Consider the following 26,415-nt stretch of genomic DNA (forward strand, 5'->3'; position numbering starts at 1 on the left):
TGTTTCCGTTAAAAAAGTCAAAAGAACAGGCTATACTACTCAGATTCAGCCACAGACTAAACATCCCGCTCAATGGCATCCCTGTCCTGATAGCTACGTTTCCCCAAAAAGCATCCCGTTTACACCAACTATTGGTCAGAAAACGGTAAAGGGTCTAGATAAAGACAAATGCCTTTATTTCCAACAGACGTATGTTAGTTGATATGCGAAAAAAACTCTTCCAAATCCAGTTTAAGCCCGGGAAGGACACGTGACTCCACCACATCCCCGGAAGTAAGCAGCCTAGAAGGGACATAGCGGCCATTTTCCAGCGTGTAGATCAGCAGGTCATGGGTTTCGGCGTGAATGATCCAATATTCCCGAACCCCGTGCGACTCGTAAAGCTCGTACTTGTGCTTCAGTTCTGTTTTACTGTTTCCGGGCGAAAGGATCTCTACGATCAGGTCCGGTGCCCCCAGGCAACCCCGGTCATCCAGCTTTGCGGGATCGCATATCACGCAGATATCCGGCTGCACCACGTCAACTATTTGCTTGTCTTCCGTGGATGTTTTTGGAAATCGGACATCAAATGGCGCGTTATATACCTCACAGGTCATGCCCTTCAGAAAGCCAGCTATTCTAAGGGACAATTCGATAGAAACCTTTTGGTGAATCCTTCTGGGTGCTGCCGCAGCCTTTTTAAAAATTCTCCCCTTGATCAGCTCGACCACTTCGTCCATCTGCCAAGTGAGGTAGTCGGCATAAGAATACTGGCCGTAGGCCAGATCCGGTTCTTGAACGGTATCCTCTTCTTTCCTTTCCATGTATCAAATTTACCCATTTTGATAACCAATTCCCAGCTAAACAACCCAAAACCAACTCGGTAATGATCAAGCTAATCGTTATCGGCATTCTCGGGCTGGCGCTGCTCATTCCCACGGCTTTTGTCCAGGAAATCATCCACGAACGGCAAAGCTACAGCCAAGAGGTGGTGCAGGAAATCCAACGTCAGTGGGCCAACCGTCAAATCCTCGCCGGCCCGGTATGGTCTGTGCCTGTTTCGGCCACCGATTCGGAACTAGCCACTGCAAAACCTATTACAAAAAAGTACCTGAACCTAGCTCCCAAGACCCTAAGCATCCAAGGAACCGTGGAACCCCAAACCCTAAAAAGAGGGATTTATGAAACCGCCGTGTACAGCTCCCAGTGGGTGCTGACGGGGGTTATCCCCAAACCAGACATCGCCGGAGGTGGACGGTCCTTTGTACCGGACACTCCTTCCATGCTTTCCTTCGGTATCAGTGACCTAAGAGGTATTGAAGGCAACGTGGCCATTCAGGTGGATGGCATTTCCTACGAGGTAGAACCGGGATCCATGGTGCCCGAAGTACATGAAAGCGGATTTCATGTACCTTTGACCCAATTGGATATCTCTCAGACGACGGAAATCCCCTTTACCATTTCCTTTCGTCTCCGAGGCAGTGATCGTGTCAGGATCCTTCCGCTGGGAGCCACCACCGAAGCGTCTATCCAATCACCCTGGCAAGACCCCAAGTTTACGGGTGCTTTCTTGCCCCTGAAACGACACGTAGATGAAAAGGGATTTCAGGCCACCTGGCATATCGCAGAACTAAACCGAAATCTACCCAAATCCTGGATCAGTGGCGACCTCCAACTAAACCCCACCGATACGGAGTTTGGGGTGGATTTCCTCAGCCCCATCGATCACTACCGCAAGGCAATCCGGTCTGCCAAGTACGCCATACTCACCATTGGCCTGACCTTTCTCATGCTCTTTTTGGTGGAGACCGTCGGAGGCAAACCCATTCACCCCATCCAATATGGTATGGTAGGCTTTGCCATTTGCCTATTCTACCTACTCTTGGTATCCCTATCAGAGCATACCGCCTTCAATACTGCCTACCTTATTTCGGCCCTGTCGGTCATACTAACCATTACGTTTTACTCCCTTACGTTATTCAAAAACCGCCTGCTCTCAGTCGTATTGGGAACCGTACTGGCGTTAAGCTACGGATTTGTCTTCGTTACGCTGCAATCCCAGGACTATGCCCTGCTGATCGGAAGTTTGGGACTAACCATTGCGCTTATCATCACGATGGTGCTTACCAGAAACGTAAACTGGTATGCCGCATCCGAAACGGCATAAATCAATCGGGGAGCGGTAACTGGCTTTTCCCCAGCCTGCTGCCCCTCATTAACACCAAAAGTTGGTTGATTTCTCGGACACTCACCACTTACGTATGCCCGGGCAAACCATAAGCTACACTACCGGCAGTTTCCACCCACGGTGGTACTCCGGCACGATCAAGCTGTTTGCGGCTGCGTTGGACAAAAATTGTTGCCGGGAGGCATTCCATTCGAGCGAGCCGGATGCTGTTCGGGCCAATAGGTTCCCAAAATGGGCGTAAAGCGCTACGTTCCTGCCTAGCCCCACCGAACAGTTCGGCTTATCTCTGCTAAGCACACAGTCTATGAAATTATTGGCATGGAGCTCCATATCACTGCGGCCGCTTCGCCGTTTAAAGGCATAGGCCTGCTCGGTTTCTCCTTCTTTCCCCTCTACATACAGCGTCCAATCCTCCCGGTCCGCGACGACGGTTCCCTTGTCACAAACATATTCCACGCCATAGGATTTCCCATAGGGACCCCGCTCGATCCCTCCATTCTGCTGCCATTGGATAAGGAAGTCATCCATTTGGTACAAAACCGATTGGGTATCGTAGGTCTCACGGGCGCGGTCCAGTCCGCTGAGGTTCATGCCAAAACCGGTCACCTTGGTTGGTTCGTGGGTGACCTCCTTGGCCCACAGAGCCATGTCCAAGAGATGCACCCCCCAGTCGGTCATCAGGCCCCCGCCATAATCCCAAAAATGCCGCCAGTTGCCGTGAAAACGAGACGCATTGAAGGTCCGGTCGGGCGCGGGGCCCAGCCAAAGCCTAAAATCCACCCCCTCCGGCACGGCTGAGTCGGGAACCTTCGGTGCTCCTGCTCCATAGGCAAAATTCGCCCAGCAATTGACCCTGCGAAGGCCTCCCAGCGCGCCCGATTTTAGGTAATCCATCAACCCATTCCAAACATCTCCACTTCGCTGCTGTTGGCCCACCTGAACAACCCGGCCGTAACGCGCTGCGGCAGCGGCTATCAGGTTACATTCGTGGATTGAATTGGCCAGGGGTTTTTCCACGTACACGTCCTTGCCAGCCTCCATCGCATAGACGGCATGCAGGCAGTGCCAGTGATCGGGACTGCCCACAATCACCGCATCGATTTCCGGGTTTTCCAGCATTTTTCGGAAATCAACGTACAGTTTGGGTGATTGGCCCGTGTCCTTCTTTAATTCGGCAGCACGGCGTTGCAGGACCTCATCGTCCACATCACACATGCCAAGACACACTGCCCTACCCGTCCGCAGGATCTCCCGCAGCACGTTGTACCCCTTGTTGCGGCAGCCAATTACGCCGACCCGAATCCGGTCATTGGTGGATATCGTCGAACCGGCCCAAGCGACGGCACTACCGGCTTCCAAGGCCAGATACCCCAGCCCGGAGGCCTTTAAAAATGATCTCCTTGTAACTCCCATCGTATTTTATTTTTATATAGTCGGCCTCCCATACAGTATCTGGTCTACCTACCACCCAAACAGAGGCAATTCAGGCTATTCCCTTCTACGGTTCCAATGTAAAAAAGCCTTCGAACATCTTTACAGCGTTCCCCTTTAGGAGCACCCGGTCGTCCATTTTGGAAAGCCCAAGTACCCCACCCCGGCTACTTGCCTGGAAGGCCGTAAAATGCTCCCGCCCAGTTTTCCGGTGCCAATAATCTACCAAGGCACAGTGTGCAAAACCGGTTACCGGATCTTCCGGGATCCCGAGGTTAGGTGCAAAGTACCGAGAAACCATATCATACCCCCCTGCGGAAGCCGCCGTGACGATTAGCCCCTCCTCGCTGTGGTGGGTAAGCTCTGACCATACGGGCGTCACATATTCGACAGCCTTGGGGTTTGCCAATTCCAACAGCCAGTTACGGGCCAATTTGGCCGATCCAATCACCTGCTGTCCAAAAAACATATCCGAAAAGTAGGGGTGTACCGCCTCCTGGGTTGGAATTAGCGGAAAATCCAAGGCGATCGCATATTCTCCTTCCTGCCAGGAGGCCTTTAAGGTGCCACTTTTCGAGGAAAAAACAATTTCCTTTCCCTTGTCTGCAAGCTCTGCGGTATACAGCAAAAAGGCCGACGCCAGCGTAGCATGGCCGCATAAGTCCACCTCCTTCTCCGGCGTGAACCAACGGATGTGATAATTCTGCTCGTCGATGGTCTCCAGAAAAGCCGTTTCGCTCAGATTTACTTCGGCCGCGATACGCTGCATCCATTCCGGCGAAAGGGAACCCGGAAGTAAACAAATGCCGGCGGGGTTGCCACTAAATGGCTTATCGGAGAATGCATCGACGGTAACGAGAGGAAGTTCCATGAGATGTAGGTTTTTAGCTGGGCAGGATCGCACTGCTGCTTAGCGTAAGTTGGTGATTTTTTTGTTGAATTCCTATGCCCAAACGGTAATCGTAGGTTTTACCAACGGTAGTTATCTGTAACAACAGCATTTCTGAGCCAAAAAAATGGCAGACACAAATGGCCGGAACACGAAAAAATGACGGCCAAATTGCCACAACCATCTTGCTTGAAAGCCCCTCCCTTATTACCTTTCCGACTAATCATCTCGATTAAGGCCATGTACTTATCCCGCCATTCACTTTTGCTGCTTTGTGCGCTGTTCCTTTTCCCAAGCTTCTCGCAGGGCCAAACGCTCATAGAAACCCTCAAAAGGGAGCTCGCTGGCTTTAAGGGCACAGCAGGGCTTTATGCGCTGAACCTCCAAACCGGAGAAGAAATCGCTATAAACGCCGACACGCTGTTTCCCACCGCCAGCATCATCAAAGTCCCTATCTTAGTGGGCGTGTTCGATAAGATCGAGCAGGGGGAGCTGACCTACAACCAACCGCTCATGTACCGCGATTCCTTAAAATACGGTGGGTCGGGACTTATGCAGTTTTTTCAGGACTCCACCGAAACAGACCTGAGCGTATTGGTTTCCCTAATGATCACCTATTCCGACAACACCACGTCCCTATGGTGCCAGGCACTCGCAGGTGGAGGAGTCGCCATCAATGCCCTCATGGAAAACCTAGGATTGGTGCATACCCGGGTAAACTCTCGAACACCTGGACGGGAAGCCAATCGGGAGCAGTTTGGATGGGGACAGACCACCCCGAGGGAAATGGCCCAGCTGCTGGTAAAAATCCGAAAGGGTGAAGTAGTAAGCCCCAAGGCATCCGAACGCATGTACCGGTTGATGACCAATATCTATTATGATGAAAACGCACTTTCTGCCATTCCACCTTACATCCAGACCGCCTCAAAGCAGGGCATGGTCAATGCCTCCCGATCCGAACTGGTGATGGTGAACGCCCCTGGCGGCGATTACGTGTTTTACATCGCCACCAAAGACAACGAAGACCAACGCTGGGAAGAGGACAACGAATCCTATGTGCTCAAGCGAACGGTATCCCGGTTGTTATGGGAAGCTTGGCAATAGCCGCTTGGACATCGTCAATGTACTTCCTTCACCAAGCGGTTTAAGCCCGGGCTGCCTGATTTACATGAATGCCGGGATTCAGTGCAAGTAGGTCACGGACAAGCTCTTCGGTATTCATAGGAGCTACGAACAAATCGTCATACCGGTTGTATTTGATAAGTATGCCCCGGGTGGCAAGCGCAGCCCGCTCACCTACCCAACGGGTTATTCCAACATCAATTGATTTGATTGAATCAACGTCCACTTCCCCCTTCATAAAACCTGATCGGTAGAAAAATGTCCGGTCCTGAATCCAATACGTGGTGTTTAGTATATAAAATACAAGATAGGCACAGGGAAACAACAAAAAAGAGGATGATCCCAGAATATGTGGAAAATCATGATCGGAAAAATGCCACCGAACGAAAAAATATGCTAAAAAGCCCGACAACATCAAATAGACTAATACACCTTTTTTGGGTTTGTACTGCTTTTTCATAATGTTAGTATAAATGATGCAAACTTTCTACTAAAAATAACCACACTTTAGCTAGAAAACAATCTCACACAGCGCTAATTTACACCATTATACCATATTAATGATTAAAGAAATATTCTATTAAACCAAACCAAGACAAAACCTACCTCCCTTTGTCAAAGTAGAACGTATTCAACAGGAACGAACCCCAAATATCGACTCCTGTATCTGTCTGAAAAACCAAGTACAGATCCGTCACATCTTGAGCGTCATCTATGGGAATGGAAATCTCAAACCATTTACCAGCCTCACTTTCTGGTCTGAGTTTATCACTAAGAACTTCACTTTTACCTATAAGTGGCCCTTCGGGACTGTCCTTTCTGATTTCAAACCGGCCGGTTCTCCTGTTTGGATCAATGGACAAACGAATCTTTCCGATTTGGTTCAGATCAATTGCTTCAAAACCCACATAGGAACTGTTTTCCGTGAATTTAACCATCCTGGAATTTGCCAAATTCGCTTTGGCTGTACCCCGAAAAAAATCCGCATCAGCGGCAAGAACCAATGGATGTCTAAGAACCAACTGCTCTCTCCGCACTATCGGAGCAATCCCATTTGCACCCCTGTCTTTGTAGCTGATGGTAAGCAGATAGGTCCCTCTGTTCGTATGCCGATCCAAAAGGACATTACCGGAAGAGGGTAGCCGGTTTTTCCGGCTGGATAGTGAATTAGGGTTCAGCGAAAGGATATAATCTACCATTTGGGCGATGTCGGTGGATTTTAGGTGTGCATGGGAGGGCATTAGCCTTTCACCCCATACTCCCCCACCCCCATGTATCACTTTTTGGATCAAAGCCCCGGAAGCCTCGGTATCGGTGACGTATCGCTCAGCAATGGCCTGATAGCTAGGGCCTACGGAGGCGTTTTCCATGCCGTGACATGCATTGCAGCCACTTTTCACCAAGAGGTTCTGCCCCAAAAGCTGGGCACTGTTTTCCGTCTGTTGGTGGCCCATCTCTGAAATGGCCTTATCAAACCCTTCTTCCAAAAAATCCCAAGTAACCACCACATCGCTTTCTGAAATGTCCCCCGCCTCAAGGCTTCCGTCTTCCTTATCATCCACATCGGCTTTATAGGCAACGGAGGGCCTACCCCAATAGAAGCTCCTGTTTCCTTCCCAACGAAGATGGATTACCGGAGGCTCGTTCCCCACGGCTATAGGAATAACCGATCGGCTTTCTAGGCCCTGATTGTCCCTTACCGTCAGCACGGTATTGAATTCACCTACCCGTTCGAAAACAAATGCCGGATCGGCCTGATTCGACAGACTGGTCCCATCCCCGTAAAAATCCCATTCGTAGGTAAGTCTATCTCCATCCAAGTCCTCGCTTCCTGCACTGCTGAACAGAACCCGAAGGGGTGCCGCGCCCTGCCGGACGCTGGCAGTGGACCGGGCAATAGGCCTTCTGTTTCCGGGGTTAAATTCGATGCGGTAGATTCCGGAGTCATCGTTTTGGGAACCCCAATAGGTGCCATATTCCAGTACATAAAGGGCCCCATCGGCTCCAAACTGCATATCGATGGGCTTGTCAAATTTGGTGTTTGGCATAAACTCCTCCAAGCCCGCAAAATCTCCGTCCTCTCCGAATTTTACGGTAAATACCCAGTTTCTCATCCAGTCATAGATAAAAAGCTTCCCGTGGTAGTATTTGGGGAACTTGACATCAGAATCCGGGAAGAGGTTGTGATAGTACACTGGACCAGCCATGGCATTCCTACCGCCGGAACCAAGTGCTGGAAACTCCTCTGAATCTGCATATGGATACCAGATCATAGCCTTCTGCGCGGGTGGCAACACATTTATCCCTGTATTGTTGGGGGAATTATTGACCGGAGCACTCGGATCATAGGCAAAGGAGCTTTCCTGGCTCTCAAAATCATAATACCAATACGGCTTGTTATCGCCCACAAAATAGGGCCAGCCAAAAAATCCGGCCTTCTTTGCCTGGTTGACCTCATCGTGCCCTCTGGGACCCCTGCCCAGGCTATCAGAATGCGCATCCGGCCCCACCTCTCCCCAATACAGAAACCCATTTTGGGGATCCACGGAAATCCGAAAGGGGTTTCGGTTGCCCATCACGTAAATCTCTGGTCGGGTATTGGGTGTGCCTACCGGAAAAAGATTACCCGCCGGAATGGTATAAGTGCCGTCCTGCTGTGGGGTAATCCGAAGGATCGCGCCCCTGAGATCATTTGAATTGGAGGAACTTCGCTGGGCGTCCACGTTTTCAGGTCGTCCGGGCCGCTCGTCTATGGGATTATAATTGTCCGATTCGAAGGGCGTGGTATCATCTCCCAGGGATAGAAAAAGGTTGCCCTGACCATCAAATTCGATGGATCCTCCACTATGGCAACAGCCCCTGAAATGGGGGATTTCCAGCAAAACGACCTCTGACTCCGGATCCATGATGTCTGACACCAGCGTAAACCTGGATAGCCTGTTGATGCTTTCATCCCCGGCGGGAGAGTAATACAAGTAGATCCATTGGTTGTCGTAAAAACCGGGATCCTTGGCCAGACCAAGCAAGCCGTCCTCGGCCTCAAAATAAACCGGAAGAAAGCCTACTTCCTTGACCAGCCCCGTTGTAGGCTCAAACATCCTGATTTTGCCCTTCCGCTCGATAAACAGTATTTTGCCATCCCGTAAAACCTCCAGTTCCATCGGTTCATCCAATCGCTCCACGAGGGTGACTTTGGTGAACCTGGTCTCCTCGGGTTTATCAGAAACAAACTTCTCCGGTTCCGTTGTGCACGAAACAAGAACAATGCCCAGAAGGCAGATGGTAAAACGGTTAAGGTTCATGTCTTTTGAAGTGCTGGAAAGATAACAAAAAAAGCTAATGAATGGAAAATGAAACCTCCAAATACAACTTGCAAGAAGTGAGAGTCACTCTCGGTTTCGTCGTTCTTATCTGCCTTCGCATCGCGCTATTTCATCTCTCGATATTGTTCAAAAAATGTCATATTCGGTTCATAAATGGTTTTTGGAATGACCCCTAGTTCTACCTTTTCAAACATTTCAACTAGTTTCTCACCATCAATTAACTCAAGTTTAATATTAGCTTTTTCAATTTCATGCGAATTTTTTGCAAACGAACCTGTTGTAATCATCAAACCTTTTTCTACGCTTCTTCGGTTGGTTTCCATCACGCCAATAAAAGCCTGTACTTTCTCGGTTGGTACTGTTCCTTGGTACCTTTTACATTGAAAAAACACACTTAGACTCACAAACGGGTTAAGTTTTAATGTCGCGTATCCATCAATTCCACCATCATTTGATCTTTGGGTAATCTCCACATTCTCAAAATTATATTCCTTCAATAATCTACCACAAAGATGCTCGAATCCTGTTGGAGAAATACTTTGCAAAACTTCAATTAATGAAGGTTTAACTAAAGCCTGTCCTTCTTCTGGCTCCGTAGATTCCAAAGCACTTACAACTTTTTCCGCTTCACCTTCTGTTGAATGCTTATTTTCCCTCAGATCCTGAAAAATCCTAACCCATTTAAGAAATATTTCTCTAGACTGCTTGTCATTTAATTTAGTTGACCAACCTTTCGTTGTCAATGCCCATACTCCATGTTTTGACGAATCCAATAATTCTTCCCAAACGAGATATTGTCTTGCCCAGGCTATCTGATTAGGAAATTTCAACTGGCCTGATTTCTCATATCTAAAATTTAATATTTCGTCAGGAATACTAAGATTTTCACCAATCTTCTCTGCTATTTCTCTGGGTTTGGCAGAACCTCCCAAATCTCTTAATGCATCAAGCACAGGCCCAAACCATTTAACAAACTCAGCCTGTCCATTCTTTTTCTTGCTCATTGATTTCCTATAAGTCCAAATAACAATTACCTGCTAGCAACCACGCCCGATGGAGTTTAGCTGCCATGTATTCCCGGAAGAATGTTAAATGACCTTTCCTAAAAGGTGTGGCCCAAACCATTTTCCAAACGCCCAAGTTTTTCTACTTCCTAAAACTAACTCTTTCCATTTTATAAAAAAACTTTTACCCCCATCCCTAGTTCCTACCAAAATGGAACAGGTCAATATTGTTTGGTTCAAGCGTGATTTGAGGCTGGGCGACCATGCGCCGCTCAAAGTGGCCATAGAAGACGGATTGCCGGTCATTTTGGTCTATTGCGTTGAACCTGAGCTCATAGCGTCTCCGAAACACGACCTAAGGCATTGGCGGTTTGTATGGCAAAGCTTGATGGACCTAACCGCTCAATTGGAACCCTTCCAAGCCAAACTCCATATTTTATACGTGGATCCTGTGCTGCTTTTTCAAAAATTATCCCAATCCTACCGGATAAAAACCGTGTTTTCCCACCAGGAAACGGGAATCCAACTTACCTACCAACGGGATAAGCGGGTAGCGGCGTTTTTCAAGGCCAATGGAATTCTCTGGCGGGAGTTTCCCCAACAGGGCGTAAAACGCGGCAGAAAAGACCGAAAAAACTGGTCGCAGGACTGGTATGCCCTGATGGCCTCACCACAGGAAAACCCGGATTTACGGAAAGGGGATTTTTACGCTCTCTCCAATAGGTTCCTGGAAAGCTTACCCTCTCAGCGAATACCCGAGGAATGGAAAACATCCCAACCCGGCATGCAAAATGGTGGGGAATCTACCGCGAAGAAATACGCGGATTCCTTTTTCAAAGAACGAATCAAAAACTACAACCGACACATATCCAAACCCTTGCTCAGCCGAACAGGGTGTAGTCGGCTATCACCCTACCTGGCCTGGGGCAACCTATCCATTCGACAGGTATACCAGGCCGCGGAGAAAAAAAAGAAGGATGGTTTCCAGGCCAAAAACCTGACGAATTTTCAATCCCGGCTGCGGTGGCATTGCCACTTCATCCAGAAGTTCGAAATGGAATGTCGGATGGAGTACGAGCATGTCAACAGGGGTTTTGATGGTTTTTTAAAGCCAAGGGATACGGGGAAAATCACCGCATGGGAAGAGGGGAAAACCGGATACCCCCTGGTAGATGCCTGCATGCGCTGCCTGCGGGAGACCGGATACCTGAACTTTCGGATGCGGGCCATGCTGGTGTCCTTTTTGACCCATCACCTTTTTCAGGATTGGCGTACGGGTGCAGACCATCTGGCCCGGATGTTTCTTGATTTTGAACCCGGAATCCATTATCCCCAATTGCAGATGCAGGCCGGAGTTACCGGTATCAACATTGTCAGGATCTACAATCCTGTCAAGCAATCTTTAGAACATGACGCCGACGGGACATTCATCAAGAAGTGGGTTCCCGAACTGGCTGCATTGCCGCTTCACCTCCTTCACGAACCTTGGAAAATCACGGGAATCGAGTCGTCATTGTACGGATTTCAGCTGGGCAAAGACTACCCTTTTCCAATCGTAGATCTGGATGCCTCTGGAAAATTCGCCCGAGATCATATCTGGAAGGCCCAAAAAATGGAAAGTGTACAGCACGAAGCGAAGCGAATCCTGGGCACCCATACGGTACCTGATCGATGGCCTTAGAAGTTTTATTGACTATCTTTTTCAAATTCGATTATTCGTGTCGGTTACTCCGACGAAAGGCCAGCACAGTTGCACCGCCTACTAAAAGCCCCAAGGCCGAAGCAGTGACGGAAAAAACCAGCAAATGGTCACGCTCCCAATTGAATCCGCTCCTACCAAAATGTGCCAAACAAATGCCCAGCAATGCGCCTAGAAGCACAAGTATCGTTAATATAAATTGACGGTTGTTCATGCTCTATCCTGTTACATAATATCCTCCTGGTCTACATCGTCAGTACGTGAATACCTGCCGTAAACTGTATTTCACATCTGATCTTCAAGACATTGAAAATACGGGAATTGGAGTGAAAAATAATTCAGTAGGCGATATTTTTTTCACTACCTATTGGGTAGCCACCATTTAGTACCTCTGATGGTTGGAACTATTCCCCCAATGCGGAAAAACGCCACCTGGGATTGGCCGCCGGTACGTGGGCCTCGGCGACAATTTCCGTAACCTTGGCGATTAACTCGGGATATTCCCGCGCCAAGTCCACCTGCTCCATCGGATCACTTTCTAGGTTAAAAAGAGCCCACTCGGACCCGTCGTTATCCATATTTAATCGAAGTGCTTTCCATTTTCCCATCCTCACGGCCATTTGTCCCCCATAGGATGGGAATTCCCAATACAAATAGTCGTGCTTAGGTTGCTTTTGCTCTCGAAGTGCTGGAAGAAAACTGATCCCATCGGTATCAAAACCCTGTTCTACACCCGCTATCTCGGCCAGGGTAGGCATGACGTCATAAAAAGCCGAAATATGGTCACTCCTCGAGCCAGCTTGGATCATGGCTGGCCAGGAAGCGATCATCGGCACTCTGATCCCTCCCTCGTATAAGTATCCTTTACCAAACCCACGCTCCTCTCTAAAAGGACCGGCACTATTGAACCACGGGGAATCGGTGCCCCCATTGAAGGTGGGGCCATTGTCCGAAGTAAAAATAATAAGGGTATTGTCGTAAATCCCCTGATCTTTTAGCTGCTGCACCAAGCGGCCTACCTGCTCATCCAGGTAACTGACCATGGCCGCATAGGTCGCTCTCGGGTAGCGGGCAGGAAAGTAGGAATCGTTGCCCAAGTAGGGCTCTTCGTCGCCAAATTTCTCTACATAGTAGTCTATCCACTTGCTCGGAGCCTGTAGGGGTACGTGGGGGATGGGGGTGGCCCAATAAAGGAAAAAAGGTTCCTTCTGCCGCTTGCTGACAAAATCCGTGATGCGGTCAAACATTATATCCGGAGCGTAATCAGACAAAAAATAATCAGAATAGCTTTCCACCGCATAGGGATCAGCCCCATCGGGCAATCTTTTATTTGGAGCGATGGTATCGTTTCTTAGGTAAACCCGACGGTCGTTTTCCCAAAGATGAAGCGGATATAATGTATGCGCTTGTCGTTGGCAATTGTAACCAAAAAAGTAATCGAATCCCTGCATATTGGGGACACCTACGGTGTGAGGTGCTCCCAGACCCCACTTTCCGACAATAGCAGTCGTATAACCGATTCCCTGAAGCAAGGTTCCCAGCGTGACGGTTCCCTCTGCAATCGGACGCTGGCCCTCCAGGGTAGAGTCAGCAAGCATGGCCAAGTAATTCCACACATCTCCCCGCTCGGCCCATTCGTCGTTGCCTCGGACCTGCACCCTGCCGGTATGCTGCCCCGTAAGCAACACAGCCCTTGCCGGAGCACATACCGGAGAGCCGGAATAGTGTTGGGTAAACAACATACCGCCTGCCGCTAACGCATCAAGGTGGGGTGTTTCTATTTTATCCTGCCCATAGCACCCCAGATCTCCATAGCCCAAGTCATCGGCCAATATGTAAATGATATTTGGCGGACTTATGGGTGGTTGCCTTTCCGATGAACAAGCAACCAAAAGAAGTGCGAAAATTGAAATGGTAATGCATTTGAATGTCATAAGGCGGTGGTTTTTTCAAGGATCACAACCTGTCCCATATAGGATGCAGCGGTAATCCCTACAGCTAGGATATTTATTATTGTCAATCGTAGGTAAACCAGCTTGTTGCCTCGCAATCGCTGTCTGCTACAAGCCTTACCCAGCGCGCCTCCAAGCCCTTCGGAAACTCAAGATGCGCTGTCTCTCCCGGTTGTACCGTAATCTCTTTCCATGTGAGCCATGGCCCGTGGCCCACGGGTTCAAACAGGATACTGAAGGTAACCGCCTTGGCAGCTGAGTGCTTTAGTTCCACCCTTTTCTTATCGTAAAAGCCAAAAAGATACGGATCGGAAGGAACTCCCTTGGCCACCCGGGAATTGACCCAAGGCCCGCCATTGCCGGTGGGCTTGCCGAGCTTCCATAGGTCGTCTATGACCCCTGCCCATACCGCGAGCTGCTTATCTTTGGACCGGATCACATGCGGATTCGAATCGGCCATGTCGGGATCCACCCCGGAGATCACCAACATACCCCTGTACGACGCATAATCGGTAACCAGCAAATCATGAGAGGCCACCGGACGAATCTTCGCGTAGCCATCGGCATTCTCGGCCGGAAGCTCGTAGAATGTACCGTGGCAGTTAAACAGGTCACGCTCCGTTGCCACTTCCCGGCAGATGCGCATCTGACCATTCATAGACCAACTGTCAAACTTCCTGTCCCCCAGAGGTAATCGCCAGCGTCGGTTACGGTCGTCCACCACCAACACAGATCCTTCCTCGACGGTGACCACCTGCTCCGGAATGGCAAACTTCGTGGTGATGAAAGTCTCCATTTCCGGATCCTCCACCCGTTCCAGCACCATCGATGCATCCAATTCGTAATAGCCTGCCTCCACGTACTTCCCATCCTCCATGCGCTTGGCGGCAAGGCCAAGTTTGCGTCGATTGTCTCCCAATCCATATAACAAGGCCCCGGTTGCCGGTTGGTCGCCCACTTTGTTGACCCCTGCGAAGAGGCCATCCCGTTGGGTTCCACGATTATCTTGGGTCACATAGGCGAGGTGGGCGGTGGCTTTGGTGGCTGATTTGGGGATGATCCGCATCCACTCTGCCTGTTCGTCCGCACCAAACGTAATGGCCTCTGACGCACCCGGACGGATATCCAGACTGCGGTAGTCCTGCCATTCACCTTTTCCCGAGGGGTCAATTTGCAAGGTAAACTGGGCTGATTTGGAACCCTGATTCTGAATCCATAGGGTAATGTGATCCCAACCGGTGAAAAGCACAGGTTCGGAAGATATCCCTGCGCCTACTTCTTCGTTTAGCCATACCGCAGCGTTGGCGGTAGCGGGTCCGAACCGGTCGAGCATGTCCTGCGCTACAAACCATAAATTGGAATTGGATTGCCCGGGGCCTTCCAGGCTGCCCTTTGCGCGGCGTTTGTTCAGGAATTCCTTGTTCGCCGAGTCGTCGGCACCGAATACCACCCAATCCTGCCAACGGGCAAAATCCCCGATTACTTTCAGATAGGCCGACCGGGGACGGATTCCGGAGGTGCTTGTCCGCGTAAATCCAGCCGGAAAACGCCAAAACATCCCGTGCATGGTCATTAGGTAGTCCGGATTTTGCTCCGTACCCACATCACGGATTCGAGGCCATTCAGTATTCCATCCATGAGCACCATCGTAGCTGTGGCTGGCTTTGGGAAGCCGGAAAAATTCCCAGCCCGCATCCGCATCCCGTACACCCAGCAAAACCGATTTATGATCCCATCCCGTCGCCCAAATCGGGTCGGTTTCGGGGTTTTTATTGCCATGAATCCCGCCCGGCCCGCTCACCTCCACAAACTGGTTTCGTCGCACCAGTTTCCATTCGTTCCCGTCCCACTCATAAAGCGATCCGGCTTCGATGTCAAATTCATCGCGGGCGCGCTGACCGGATTCACCGTTGTTGGAATAAACCATGACCCCCTGCCCGGAATAAAGGCCCTTGCCATGGGCTCCGAGCAATAATTTGGTATCCAATGGTTCCCCGGGCGGACGGGTCACATTGCCGTCTACATAGAGCGTGTTGACTTCCAAGGTAGTCACGTCCACTTCGTAAAAGCCTTCCTCCATGGTACCATAATAGATCTTTCCGCTGGGATCGGTAAGGTGGCGGGCGTTTCCGGTATGCCTACCCGGCATTTGTTCGTAGGGAATGACCCGCACGTCGCGGGATTGGGAGATGGCATAAGGGCCTATAAACAACTGCCGGCTTTCGGTGTGGATCATTCGGTTGGCCGGGGTGCCGCCAATACTCTCCGGTCGAACAATCTGCTGTAGGTCAGGGGTGATCTCATACAGTTTATCCGAAGATCCGTAAGGCAAATGCGCCCCATAGGTAATCACCCACAGCCTGTCAGCCCATGGCACAACAGCCCCCGTACCACACTCAGACTCTTCGTTGTAGTAGGCCAAATGAGGATAAATACCACTGAAATTCGGGTAGCTTGACGCTAGGTCATTGTTTGTAGAGGGGGCAGAACAGGCCGCCGCTATAATTAGGAAAATAGCGGGAAATAGGTGATTGATCTTTAACATAAGGAAAATGGGCCTACCAACCAGTGGCTAGCAGAGGATTTGGGCGATTGGTTTATTTGTTTTTTTCATTCGAAATCTAAGACTAATCCCAGCTATTTACAATTTCTGACCACCCTTTTTCCCTTTGGAAATCATGGATGAAAAGATCGTCGATTTGCAAACCCAGTCTTTCGCCAACCCACTATCCGTTCTTCAGAATATTGGCCCCTACATGCATGGCGTTTTGTTTCAGAATTTCCCCTGCGATGTGCTTGGCTGCCTCCGTATTCCCCAATCCCGCTTCTGCCAGGGCAATCAGATAGTTTGATTCCGACTTGTTTCTTGCATTCAGATCCTCATCAAAAACCAACAGCAACGGTAGCGAGGTAGCGAAATAATCAATTTTCACCTCCTCATTGAGCTTTCTAATTCCGTATTCTTTCAACTCCCTCAAAACCAACTCCGCTTGATCTACAAGCCCTAATTCCCTCAAGGACATCGCTACGTAGTAAGTCATCTCGGAATGTGCACTTACCGCCATGTCTACAAAATCGCCCTGTTCGGCAGCACTACGCTTAAAAAGCACCTCAGCCTCTTCGGATCTACCCAGTGCCTTATACACCAACCCCATCCAATAATGGATTTGCGCTTTTGCTTGAAGTGGGTGGTATTTTTCCCCAAGGTTGTCTGGCGTATCATCTGCCATCTCAACGTACCTAAGTGCCTCCTCGGCGTTGCCATTTCCAAGGGCTATTTCAGCCAGCTTCAAACAGGCATACGAATACTGACGCAGCACTTGACCTTCACCGCCCTCCCACGGATGAAAACGCTTGCTTTCCAAAAGTTTCAATACCTTCTCATACTGCCCGGTAAAATTGTAAAGAGCGGCCAATTCCACACTGAAGTCATCGCGTTTCCGAATGGCATCCTGAAATGGCTCCAGATAACTTAACCGCTCCAAGGGCGAATCATTCATTTTTTTTCGCAATTGGTCGTATTCAAACAAGATGCGTACATCCGTAGGTGCCAAATGAATGGCCATTTCAAAGGCCGACCGGGCCTTCACCCCATCATTTCGTTGGTTCCAGTAGGCAATTCCAAGGTTACGAAACAGGGTGCCGTAAGCCATCTTTTCCGCGGCCCTTTCCCACACATCAATCGCCTCTTCCTGTCTCTTTTTATCGTAATAGTAATTTCCCAACCCGTAAGCGGCCACTGAGAAATCACCACCTAAGGAAAGTACCCATTCCAACACCAGTTGCTCGCGAATTCTCGAGGGAAAGAAATAATCAGGATTTGACGAGGAAGCTACCCCCAAGGCTTCTATTGAACTCTCCTGTTGACCGGTTTTCGCGTATAGCCAAGCCAGCAGGTACTGGGTCATGGCACTGGTTTTTAGGGGATTGGACACGGCACTCTCCCCCACTTCCGATCGGTGGTGCAATTCGATGGCTGCTATTGCGTCGTTGAAAAATCCGGCCTCCGCGTAATCAAAGGCTATATCAATCAGCGTCTGTGCATCGTTTCGGGTGCCAACAAAAAATTCCTCGAAGTCTCCTGTCAGGATACTTCGCTCAAAACGCGCCCATTGATCCAGTGGATCAATCTTCAGCAAGGAATCCAACTCCTGCAAGGCTTCCGAGGTTCTATGTTGATATCTTTTCAAAATTGCCTTCAAAATAAAGGCCCTATTATTTTGCCGGTTGGTATCCAAAGAAGCCTCAAGGTGAACCAGTGCCTGTTCAACCCCCCCTCTACGACAGTCTATCGCAGCAAGTAGATAGTGTGCGGCGGATCGCCATGCGTAGTTCCAGGTAGCCTTGTAAAGGTAACCATAGGCTTCGTCCGTTCCTTCCTGAAACAAACAGCAAAGTCCCAAAAAGTAATGGGCCTCTCCTGTTTCGGGATTGGGATGGTAACTGGTTAGGATTTGAACCGCCTCCCTAAATTTTCCGGTTGCTTCACCCAACAATCCGCGCTTCAGTGATTCCTTTCCCAATGCGATGAGTGCATGGTAATCTCGGGGATTACGGCGGATCGCTTCCTGCCAGTAAATTTCCGGATATCGAGTGGGATGGCGATACTGTTCCAAATGCTCTCCGATCAGATTCAACTCCGATGAATTTTTCGTTTCGCTAGGGAGGGACGGCTCTTTGGCAACCGAGCGCGTTCTAACCGCCGTATTTTCCTTTCTGTGGTATGACAGCAATTCCCTGCCGCTCGCATCTGCAATACGTAAAGAGACTTCGTTTTCTTGCCCCGCTTCAATCATCAAATCGGTGCGTCTCCAAGGTGCACTCGGAGAAACATCCACCTGATCAAAAACAGTATCTTCTTGTCCCCGCTTCAAAATCAGGCGTAATCCACTCCTATTTCTGGAGGAAGCTACCCCCACATCCAGTCGGTTGCCGGCTAGTAGTTCCAACCGAATGGCTAGGTCTTGGTTGGCTTGTTGCACCGGACCCAACTTTTGATAAGGCCACCAGTACTGGGAAAATGTTTTGGTTTCATAGGGAACCAAGTACGAAAAATCCGGCTGATTATCGGTATAAACCCCGGCCATGAGCTCAAAATAGGGGCCACCCCGATCAGTCAGCTCTCGATCCCAAGCCTGCCCAAACTCCGCATTCCCCCATGTCCACTGTTTTTTCCCAGGCGCAATATGGCGGTCGGCCACATGAATAAACCCTCCGCCGGCTTGGTGGTCGTATCCACCAAAAAAATCAAAGGCGGTTTCACAAACCATGTAACTCGTGGGAACGGGAATGTTCTGGTATCGCCGTAAATCATTACGCCCTATTCGTTCGTGGTAAGGTATCCCATAGTAGTAGTTCTCCGCATATGGAAAACTGCTCATGGCCCGCACTGCGTGATCGGCTACGTAATGGACGTCCGTAGGGAAAAAGCTCTCGTAGTCTTCATGTACCTGTACCGCCACGTTGACCCACCATAAAAATGTCTGAACCAAAGGAGTACGGTTATATAAACGGGCACGAAGTTCAATCAATGCACTTCCCGGTCGCAGACGGATCCCGTGCATGCCTTTCATACGGTTCATGGGATCGTATTCCGACATCCAGACCGTTTTTGCACCGTCAGGTTCATTTTCTATGTAAACATCGGTGGGCAGATAGGTACCCGGGCGGTGGTGCTGTGGCCAGTTAAACTCCACCCCTCCGCTGATCCAAGGCCCCGCCAACCCGACCAAGGCCGGCTTGATTACCTCCTGGGGATAAAAAAAATCATAGCTGTTGTTTGCCTTATCCTGAGCCCTGAATATCCTTCCACCTATCTCCGGAAGCATTTCCAGTTTTACAAATTCATTTTCCAGACTGGCCACCACGTAATCCATCTTTTCCTTTTCATCGAACACCTTATCGATAAACGGTACCGGATACACCTTTCCGGAAGAGCCTTGGTAGACTCTTTTTTCAAAAAAAACAGGATTAACCTCCGGTTTCCCCAGTCCATAGGTAGGGATTGACTGCGACCCTATTGACGCGAATACTTCCTTCATTTCGATTTTTATAGTATGCAATTGAGCAAATTCAGACTCTTCATTTCACGATTTCCAGTTCCAGTTGTTCCAGCGACTTTCCTTTGGTTTCGGGTAGTTTTCGGTAGATGAACAACAAGCCAGCCACACAGATGGCCCCGTACAACCAGAAAGTACCGGAGGTTCCAAAGGTCGCATTGAGCCATGGAAAGGTATAGGTAAGTAGAAAACTGGCCACCCAAAGCGTAGCCGTGGCCAGGGACATGGCCGCACCCCGGATCCTGTTGGGGAAGATTTCCGCTAGCAGTACCCAAGTGACTGGTGCCAATGACATGGCATAACACGCGATTCCGGCAATGACCAAAAGCAATAAAGGCCACCCGGTAACCTGAAAATAGTATCCTGCACCCATCAATAGATAGATACCTGCCAGCCCGGCCGATCCAGCTATCATCAATGCCCTTCGCCCCAGCTTATCAACGGTATAAATGGCAACAAACGTAAAAACAAGGTTTACACTTCCGGTTACTACGATGTTGAAGAGTATGTCTGAGACTCCGTACCCAGCCGCTGCAAATACTTCCTGTGCGTAGTTAAATATCACATTGATGCCGCACCATTGCTGAAACGCCGCCAATACTACTCCTATTAACAGGATTTTTCGCATCCCCCGCACCTTAAAAAGACCAACACCACTCTTTCCTCCATCAGCTGCCAAACTCACGCGAATGCGTTCATATTCCAACTTGGCAAATTGCTGTCCACCGATTTTTGATAAGGTCTGCATGGCTCCGCTTTCATTGCCTGCTTTTGCCAACCACCTCGGGCTTTCCGGAACAAAAAACATAGAAAGAAGAAATACACCGGCCGGGATTACCTCCGCCCAAAACATCCACCTCCAACCCATTTGCCCGTTCCAGGATATGAGAATCTGCGCTTCCGTAGCCTCCGGGGCTACGGGATCCGCGAGTTGCCAGTTCACGACCTGTGCCAGCAAAATACCGATCACAATCGTCAGTTGGTTTAATGAAACAAACCTACCGCGCATGGCAGCCGGTGAAACCTCCGCGATGTACATAGGCGAAAGATTGGAGGCCAGTCCAATGCCCACTCCACCCACGATTCGGAATAGGATAAACACCGTGAAATCAGACGTGGCCCCAGTTCCGATGGCAGAAACCGTAAACAGAAAAGCAGAAAAGATCAACAATCGCTTTCGCCCCAGTCCATCACTGAATACCCCGGATACCATAGCGCCGAGCAAACACCCCGTAAGGGCACTGCTCATGGCCCAGCCTTGCAGGGCAGGCGACTGGCTGATTTCAAAAAAGGGCTCGTAAAACGGCTTCGCCCCTCCTATCACCACCCAATCGTACCCAAACAGAAGGCCCCCCATGGCAGATACCATGGAAATGGTGAAAATATACTTTTTGTTGAATTGTCCCATCGGATTTATTTAATTAATGCTACCTAGTTTAGGGCTTATGATTCCACACCATAAGGAGCCCGGCAGGTGCGTGAACAGCAACTTAAGGGGATTCTCCGGGAAACCGATAATTGAGATCGCTGGGCAGAAGCTTCTAACTCTACCAACTGCTAATTACCTTGTTTTTCCATCTCCCGCACGATCGCGTCAAAGGCTGCCGATTTTACGGCATCCAGCTCGGCGAGCTGTTTCCACTCCTCCGACCCATACACGCCGGCTTGGGAATAATCAAACGGCTTGAAACCAATCTTACGGGCTACAGAGAGGGATTTCAACCGGAAATCTCGGTTTTCTGCGTCCACAAATCCAGGATCCGCCAGGATGGAGTTTTTATCCTTGTGCTTTTTCCACTGCTTGAAGGGCATCTTTTGAAACAACGGATCCCTCGTACGGGTGTCCCAATAGCAGTTGTTCTCCATCATAATGTCGGCATCCTTTACGTTGCCCAATAGCATAACCCCGCTGCTTGCATATACGATGTTTTGGACAAAGTCAAAAGAACGATGCCCTTCTACCCGGGTAAACTGCAATTGTCCCTTGAGATTAAAGGCAAAAATATTGTTCCGTATCGTGTTTTGCTTTCCGTAGTGCTGATGAAAGCCAGCGTTCTTGCAGTCATATACCAGGTTGTTCTCCATGGTAACGTGGGTGGCACCCTCGTCGGTGTACAGGCCCCAGCCACCATAGGTAGCCGAGTAAACGTGGTGGATAACATTATGGTGCACATGGGTACCAAATGCTTCGGATAAAATGTAGACTCCACCCATATCGGAAAGCTCTCCCCATCCCAGGTGATGGATATGGTTGTAAGCGATAACGTTGCCCGTAGCGGGACTTTTTAGGTGATCCTCCCGCCATTTCGGTAGGCCATGTCTATCTGGTACGTTGGTGACCACCTTCGTGGCTTCATAGCCCCACATCCATCCCACCGAAATGCCGGAATACCTGAAATCTGCAATCTCGTTGTGGGAGATTTCGTTGTCGCGGGCATGGAAAACGATCACGCCCACCGCACTGGGAAACAAATGGCCGCCGTCACGGATGATACTGTTATGAACCAAATTGTTGGCCGATACCTCTTTATCCTCCTCATGATAGAGGAAATCACCGATCTTCACCCCGCCCGCCCCCAAGTCGTGCAAATACGATCTATTGATTTTGCTATTGGTGACTTGTTTCCTAAACCAAACACCATACAAGCCCGTGTGTGCAATCTCACAGTTTTCAAATACGATGTGATCCGCATAATCCACCATGATGCTGGCCTCCAGGGGCGCGGCTGCCTGCAACGGATCATCGCCCTGCTTGGGCAGTTGGTATCCCGCTACTTTAAAGCGGATGTTCTTGAATAGTTTGTTCTTGACCGGGCTTGCATTTTCACCACTAATGATAATGAATTTGTCCGTGATGGGCACAAAAGCCGACAGAGACGCAAGCTCCTCCCCTTCTCTGGGAATGTAATACACGTAGCCGTCTTCCTTAACCAACCACTCCCCGGGTGCATCCAAGGCTGCCGCTATGTTTTCGATCCTGTACTTGGTAATGCCATCGAGCAGGTTCCAGGGCTGCATTCCCTTTCCCCGGATGTACACCGCAGACGAATCGGAATCATAATGGTCTATGTACTTGCGCGTGACATCCCATTTATGGTAGAACGTGATCACCGCATCTTTGATGTCAACAGGACTCTCCCCTTGCAGAAAGGCTGCATCTTCGGGGTCTAGGAGGATTTTTTGAACGGCAAATTCCGGCAAACGATCCTGCCCCCTGTCGACTATCGTCTCTTCTACAGCCTTTACCTGGAAAAACCCCGAATTGGGCATTCTGGCACGGGTGGGCCGCTCACCATTTACAAAAAGCTGCTCAAAGCCAGCTCTGCCGTGATAGGGCAAAGGGACCGGTGCCCTCCACAATCTGTCGCTAACCTTTTCCCAACCGGAAATGGAAACCCCTCCATAAAAGGTAACCCGATCGTTCATCCCCTCAAACACGATCGGTGTCGCATCGGCGGATGTGAGCTCCAAGGGCCTCGTCAACTGGTAATCCCCAGGGGCTATCTTCACATAGACCGTATCGGAGGTTTGCAGCTTCCGGATCAAATCCCGGGCTCCCGTCAAGGATAAAAGCGGGGCTTCCTGGGTACCAGGATTGGTATCCGCCCCGCCCGGCGCAAGGTATAGGGTGATTGGTTGGGACAATGCTGTGGCCCAAAATACAAAAACATACAAAATCAGCGCGAGTAGATTCATAGTATCAAGCGATAGCAACTAATGTAAAACTTCCAAGAAAAAGGATTCCCAAACAATAACCCCTATTTGAAACTAAAATAGGCGTATCCCTTCTTGGGCAGGCTGACCTCAAGAGGCAGGTAGTAATCGCGGCTTACTTCTACAGAGGTTGTTTGGCCCCATTGGTCCTCTACCAGCACCCTATCATGCAGACCGGTGTAATATACCGGTACTTGAATGGTCCGTCGGATATCCTGATCCAGCGGATTATACAGCATCAGCAATCCCTTTTCCTGCCCGGAGGGATTTACGTGTAGAATCCCATCCCAGTCCCGTCCATCAGGTCGGCGGAGGTGAACAATATCGGCATCGAGCACTTCCCGGTGTTTTTTGTAAAATCCAACCCAATGCTCCACCAGCTCTTTGGTTTCCGGTGCGTCGTACAGCTGCGGCCCACGGTAGGTGGCCTGCACCCCTGCCCCAAAGAGATTGGCCATGCGTTGTCCATAATGCGGTAAGTGGTCTCTCAGGGGTTCGATGGTAGCGGCTTTTCCCCCTCCATGGTATTCTACCAACGGCACGAACATCCAGCCCATACTGGGGGTTTTGGTCCAGGTACCGTCAAAGATGTTCTGCCGTTCGATGATTTCCTGCTGCTCCCGTGGCAGGGACCAATTAGTCTCCCGGTATCCCATGGCCGTCTTGTTGCTGCCGGCCATGAAATAATAATCGGGAATATTGAGATAAATGCCTTCCGAACGACTCCACTGGTAAAAATCAGCAATACGGCTGTACTGATTCCATTGGGAGTCGGCCAATCCCCGGTGCCCCGGATGGTGCTCCGCCGCACAGACGTCCCCCGGATAGGACCCATCGTGTTCGAACACATCCATACCGGTTTTTTGGTAGAGATTGTACAGCTTGCGAAAATAGGCGTGCCCCCATTCACTTTCCAGACAGGGGGAGTTCCCAAATCGGGGCGTCATGCCCTCCGGCATCACCACATCGTGTCCGCCGCCGATGCGGCGGCTGGCCAACAACGAATAACCTCCCAAGGCCACTCCTTTGCTGTGGGCATACTCAACCAGGCTTTTGATTCGGTTGATGTTTTCCTCGCTGTCATCTTCGGCATTAAACCCGCTTCCAAAGGTCATGATGACCATCTCAAAACCTACTTCGGCACTTTGGTCGATGGCCTTCTTTACGGCCTCGGTCTCGGCACTCCGCACATGCATCAGTATGGGGTTTTCGGTTACCCAAGGAGCCATCGCCCGAATCATTCTCCGGTGTTCCAATCCTTTTCTCTCCCGCTCCCACGAATCGTGAATGAGCTCCCAGGCGCGATAAGAAGCAAATGTACTTCCGGGTAGGATTTCCTGCTCGGGGCCGTATTTCGGCGCGACCTCCAAAAGAACCGGTGTGGTGCGCTCATAATTCACCTGTGTCAGGTACAGCGGATCGGTCTTCCAAGCAATACTGGAGCGAAAGATGTTTTCGGCAGTCATACCTCCAAAATTATAGTCCGTCTCTACGGTGATATTGGGGTAAAGCCATTTTTCCGTCGGATCCACGTGACTTTCCGGCTCGGTTACGGCCAGAATTTCACTTTTGAAGGTGTTTAGGGTAATCGTTTTTCCGGAATGGTTCTCTACCGTGATCCACTTGCCAAACACCGGCAAACCATCATAGAGTTCGTAGTGAACATTTACCGTAATGTCTTTCAAATAGCGGTATGCTTCCAATGGCGAAACGTCGCCATCGCTCTCGCCGAGCATGTAAAACGCCTCTATTCTACTTCGCTCCAATTGGCCTTTGGCGGTAGGATGGTCACTGTTTTTTCCGGTTGGATCCATCTTTCCTACCCGGACGGATACGGGAGACTGCGTATACGCAACCTCTCCTGCCTGTGTCCACACGTTGTTATCGTAAGACCAGGAGGCCAGCAGCTTGTTGTCGCGCAGTTCCAACCGTAGCCATACCGAAACTCCCGGTGATAAACCATTTACAATCAACTCTTTATACCCATCAAAGAATCCAATCGCCTCATCTCCCGGACGTAGGTTAAGCTTCACGACCTGGTCGGAAAAAACAAGCCCAATACCCGGCCCCCAGGAGCTGCTCTTATCCGTCCCCGGATTGATGCGAGCGATGAAAACCGATGCTTGCGGCAACACCGATTGCTCGGCATATACCGCCGTATTGGCCAAGGCCATGATTTCGCCCGCTTTTCCTTCGTTGATAAAAGAACTACGTTCATCTGCATCGGATTCAACGCGTTTCCATTCGTTGCGTAGGGATTCAAAGGTATCATTCACCAACCGCTCACGCCCGTCATCAGAGTTCAGACGCTTTCCAAGCTCCTCCAAAGCAGCCTCATCCAGCTTATACGAAAACACCAGCTCTTTTCCAGGTACCGGCCAAGGCATGTCTTTGGGCATCCAATCCTCGCGCTTTTTCCACGGAAAGCGCTCTTTGGTTTCCGCCATTCGATACCCTTGCAATTTAAAGGATCCGGGATCTGCCTCCATGGATTCCAACCACTCCGGAAGCAGGTAATTATGAATGGGCTGTCCGACCAAGCCGCCTACTTCGAATACGATGCCGTCAATCTGCACTTCTGCTTCGGGCCGCACCGATCGCAAAAACGATTCTCCGGTCTGTAGGTGATCCACACCGATGGTGGCCCCATTGGGAGCAATAGAAAACGAGCGGCTAACCAGGCCGTTGCCTAGAACCAGGTGTCCGTCCTGAGTCGAGTAAAGCGCAGCAGGTTGGTTGGCCTGATAAAGCAGCCAATCCCCCGAGGCCTTGACCTTCGTAGGTTCGTAAAGCGGGAGGGCTTCCTGGGCGAATGAAAACGAAAGGATGTAAACAAATAGGTAGGTCAGGATGAGTTCTTGTCGCATAGTCGTTGAAAAACAGCTTGTCTAGGACAAAAAAACAAAACCCCGCCAACTATACCGCAAAGGAGCCCAACTATTTTTGACAAATGGCAAAAACCTGCGTCAGCTAGTTCGAACTCGGTCCGGCTTGGTCTTGTTAAAGAAGTCTGGATATTTCGGTCGGACCATGCCAGCGTTTTCGGTCAAATGGT

The 26,415-nt window shown here is 50.0% G+C and carries 16 protein-coding genes; 3 read left to right on the top strand and 13 right to left on the bottom strand.

Going from position 1 to position 26,415, the window contains the following annotated elements; genetic code table 11:
* Positions 1–194 precede the first annotated feature (194 nt).
* On the bottom strand, positions 195–803 hold the full coding sequence (locus ADIS_RS19160) for a Uma2 family endonuclease (RefSeq protein WP_010856341.1): 609 nt from the start codon (positions 801–803) through the stop codon (positions 195–197).
* A 62-nt stretch (positions 804–865) separates the two neighbouring features.
* Between ADIS_RS19160 and creD the strand changes: the two genes are divergently transcribed.
* Positions 866–2,146, top strand: coding sequence for a cell envelope integrity protein CreD (gene creD, locus ADIS_RS19165; RefSeq protein ID WP_010856342.1), 1,281 nt, complete (start codon positions 866–868; stop codon positions 2,144–2,146).
* Between the two features lie 114 nt (positions 2,147–2,260).
* Here the strand turns inward: creD and ADIS_RS19170 are convergent, their stop codons facing one another.
* Together ADIS_RS19170 and ADIS_RS19175 are read right to left on the bottom strand one after the other, a co-directional pair.
* Positions 2,261–3,580 (bottom strand): Gfo/Idh/MocA family protein, encoded by a 1,320-nt coding sequence (locus ADIS_RS19170; RefSeq protein ID WP_010856343.1) that lies wholly within the window; start codon positions 3,578–3,580, stop codon positions 2,261–2,263.
* Between the two features lie 85 nt (positions 3,581–3,665).
* Positions 3,666–4,469: a PhzF family phenazine biosynthesis protein gene (locus ADIS_RS19175; RefSeq protein ID WP_010856344.1), complete on the bottom strand. Its 804-nt coding sequence runs from the start codon at positions 4,467–4,469 to the stop codon at positions 3,666–3,668.
* Between the two features lie 258 nt (positions 4,470–4,727).
* Between ADIS_RS19175 and ADIS_RS19180 the strand changes: the two genes are divergently transcribed.
* The gene (locus ADIS_RS19180; protein WP_010856346.1) at positions 4,728–5,591 is read left to right on the top strand and encodes a serine hydrolase; all 864 of its coding nucleotides are present in this window, start codon (positions 4,728–4,730) and stop codon (positions 5,589–5,591) included.
* Positions 5,592–5,631: 40 nt separating this feature from the next.
* Here ADIS_RS19180 and ADIS_RS23590 read toward each other — a convergent pair whose 3' ends face one another.
* The 3 genes from ADIS_RS23590 to ADIS_RS19195 all read right to left on the bottom strand — a co-directional run bounded on the left by ADIS_RS23590 (position 5,632) and on the right by ADIS_RS19195 (position 9,936).
* The gene (locus ADIS_RS23590; RefSeq protein ID WP_010856347.1) at positions 5,632–6,069 is read right to left on the bottom strand and encodes a PH domain-containing protein; all 438 of its coding nucleotides are present in this window, start codon (positions 6,067–6,069) and stop codon (positions 5,632–5,634) included.
* Between the two features lie 142 nt (positions 6,070–6,211).
* A complete protein-coding gene (locus ADIS_RS19190) occupies positions 6,212–8,911 on the bottom strand; it encodes a PQQ-dependent sugar dehydrogenase (RefSeq protein ID WP_010856348.1) in 2,700 nt (899 codons plus the stop codon).
* A 125-nt stretch (positions 8,912–9,036) separates the two neighbouring features.
* The gene (locus ADIS_RS19195) at positions 9,037–9,936 is read right to left on the bottom strand and encodes a restriction endonuclease (RefSeq protein WP_010856349.1); all 900 of its coding nucleotides are present in this window, start codon (positions 9,934–9,936) and stop codon (positions 9,037–9,039) included.
* A 211-nt stretch (positions 9,937–10,147) separates the two neighbouring features.
* Here ADIS_RS19195 and ADIS_RS19200 point away from each other — a divergent pair, with 211 nt between their 5' ends.
* On the top strand, positions 10,148–11,617 hold the full coding sequence (locus ADIS_RS19200) for an FAD-binding domain-containing protein (protein WP_010856351.1): 1,470 nt from the start codon (positions 10,148–10,150) through the stop codon (positions 11,615–11,617).
* Between the two features lie 31 nt (positions 11,618–11,648).
* Here the strand turns inward: ADIS_RS19200 and ADIS_RS19205 are convergent, their stop codons facing one another.
* The 7 genes from ADIS_RS19205 to ADIS_RS19235 form a co-directional block, all read right to left on the bottom strand.
* The gene (locus tag ADIS_RS19205; protein ID WP_010856352.1) at positions 11,649–11,849 is read right to left on the bottom strand and encodes a hypothetical protein; all 201 of its coding nucleotides are present in this window, start codon (positions 11,847–11,849) and stop codon (positions 11,649–11,651) included.
* 190 nt (positions 11,850–12,039) lie between these two features.
* On the bottom strand, positions 12,040–13,569 hold the full coding sequence (locus ADIS_RS19210; protein ID WP_010856354.1) for an arylsulfatase: 1,530 nt from the start codon (positions 13,567–13,569) through the stop codon (positions 12,040–12,042).
* Positions 13,570–13,651: 82 nt separating this feature from the next.
* On the bottom strand, positions 13,652–16,132 hold the full coding sequence (locus ADIS_RS19215; RefSeq protein WP_010856356.1) for a hypothetical protein: 2,481 nt from the start codon (positions 16,130–16,132) through the stop codon (positions 13,652–13,654).
* Positions 16,133–16,313: 181 nt separating this feature from the next.
* A complete protein-coding gene (locus ADIS_RS19220; protein ID WP_010856357.1) occupies positions 16,314–19,628 on the bottom strand; it encodes a DUF5107 domain-containing protein in 3,315 nt (1,104 codons plus the stop codon).
* Positions 19,629–19,668: 40 nt separating this feature from the next.
* A complete protein-coding gene (locus ADIS_RS19225; RefSeq protein ID WP_010856358.1) occupies positions 19,669–21,054 on the bottom strand; it encodes a sugar porter family MFS transporter in 1,386 nt (461 codons plus the stop codon).
* A gap of 149 nt (positions 21,055–21,203) precedes the next feature.
* Positions 21,204–23,342 carry a right-handed parallel beta-helix repeat-containing protein gene (locus tag ADIS_RS19230; protein ID WP_010856359.1) on the bottom strand — a complete coding sequence of 713 codons (2,139 nt, stop codon included), beginning with the start codon at positions 23,340–23,342 and terminating at the stop codon, positions 21,204–21,206.
* Between the two features lie 62 nt (positions 23,343–23,404).
* On the bottom strand, positions 23,405–26,227 hold the full coding sequence (locus tag ADIS_RS19235; RefSeq protein WP_010856360.1) for a beta/alpha barrel domain-containing protein: 2,823 nt from the start codon (positions 26,225–26,227) through the stop codon (positions 23,405–23,407).
* Between the last annotated feature and the right edge of the window lie 188 nt (positions 26,228–26,415).

Origin of the sequence: Lunatimonas lonarensis, assembly GCF_000390185.1 — a bacterium.
Classification (GTDB): Bacteria; Bacteroidota; Bacteroidia; order Cytophagales; family Cyclobacteriaceae; genus Lunatimonas; species Lunatimonas lonarensis.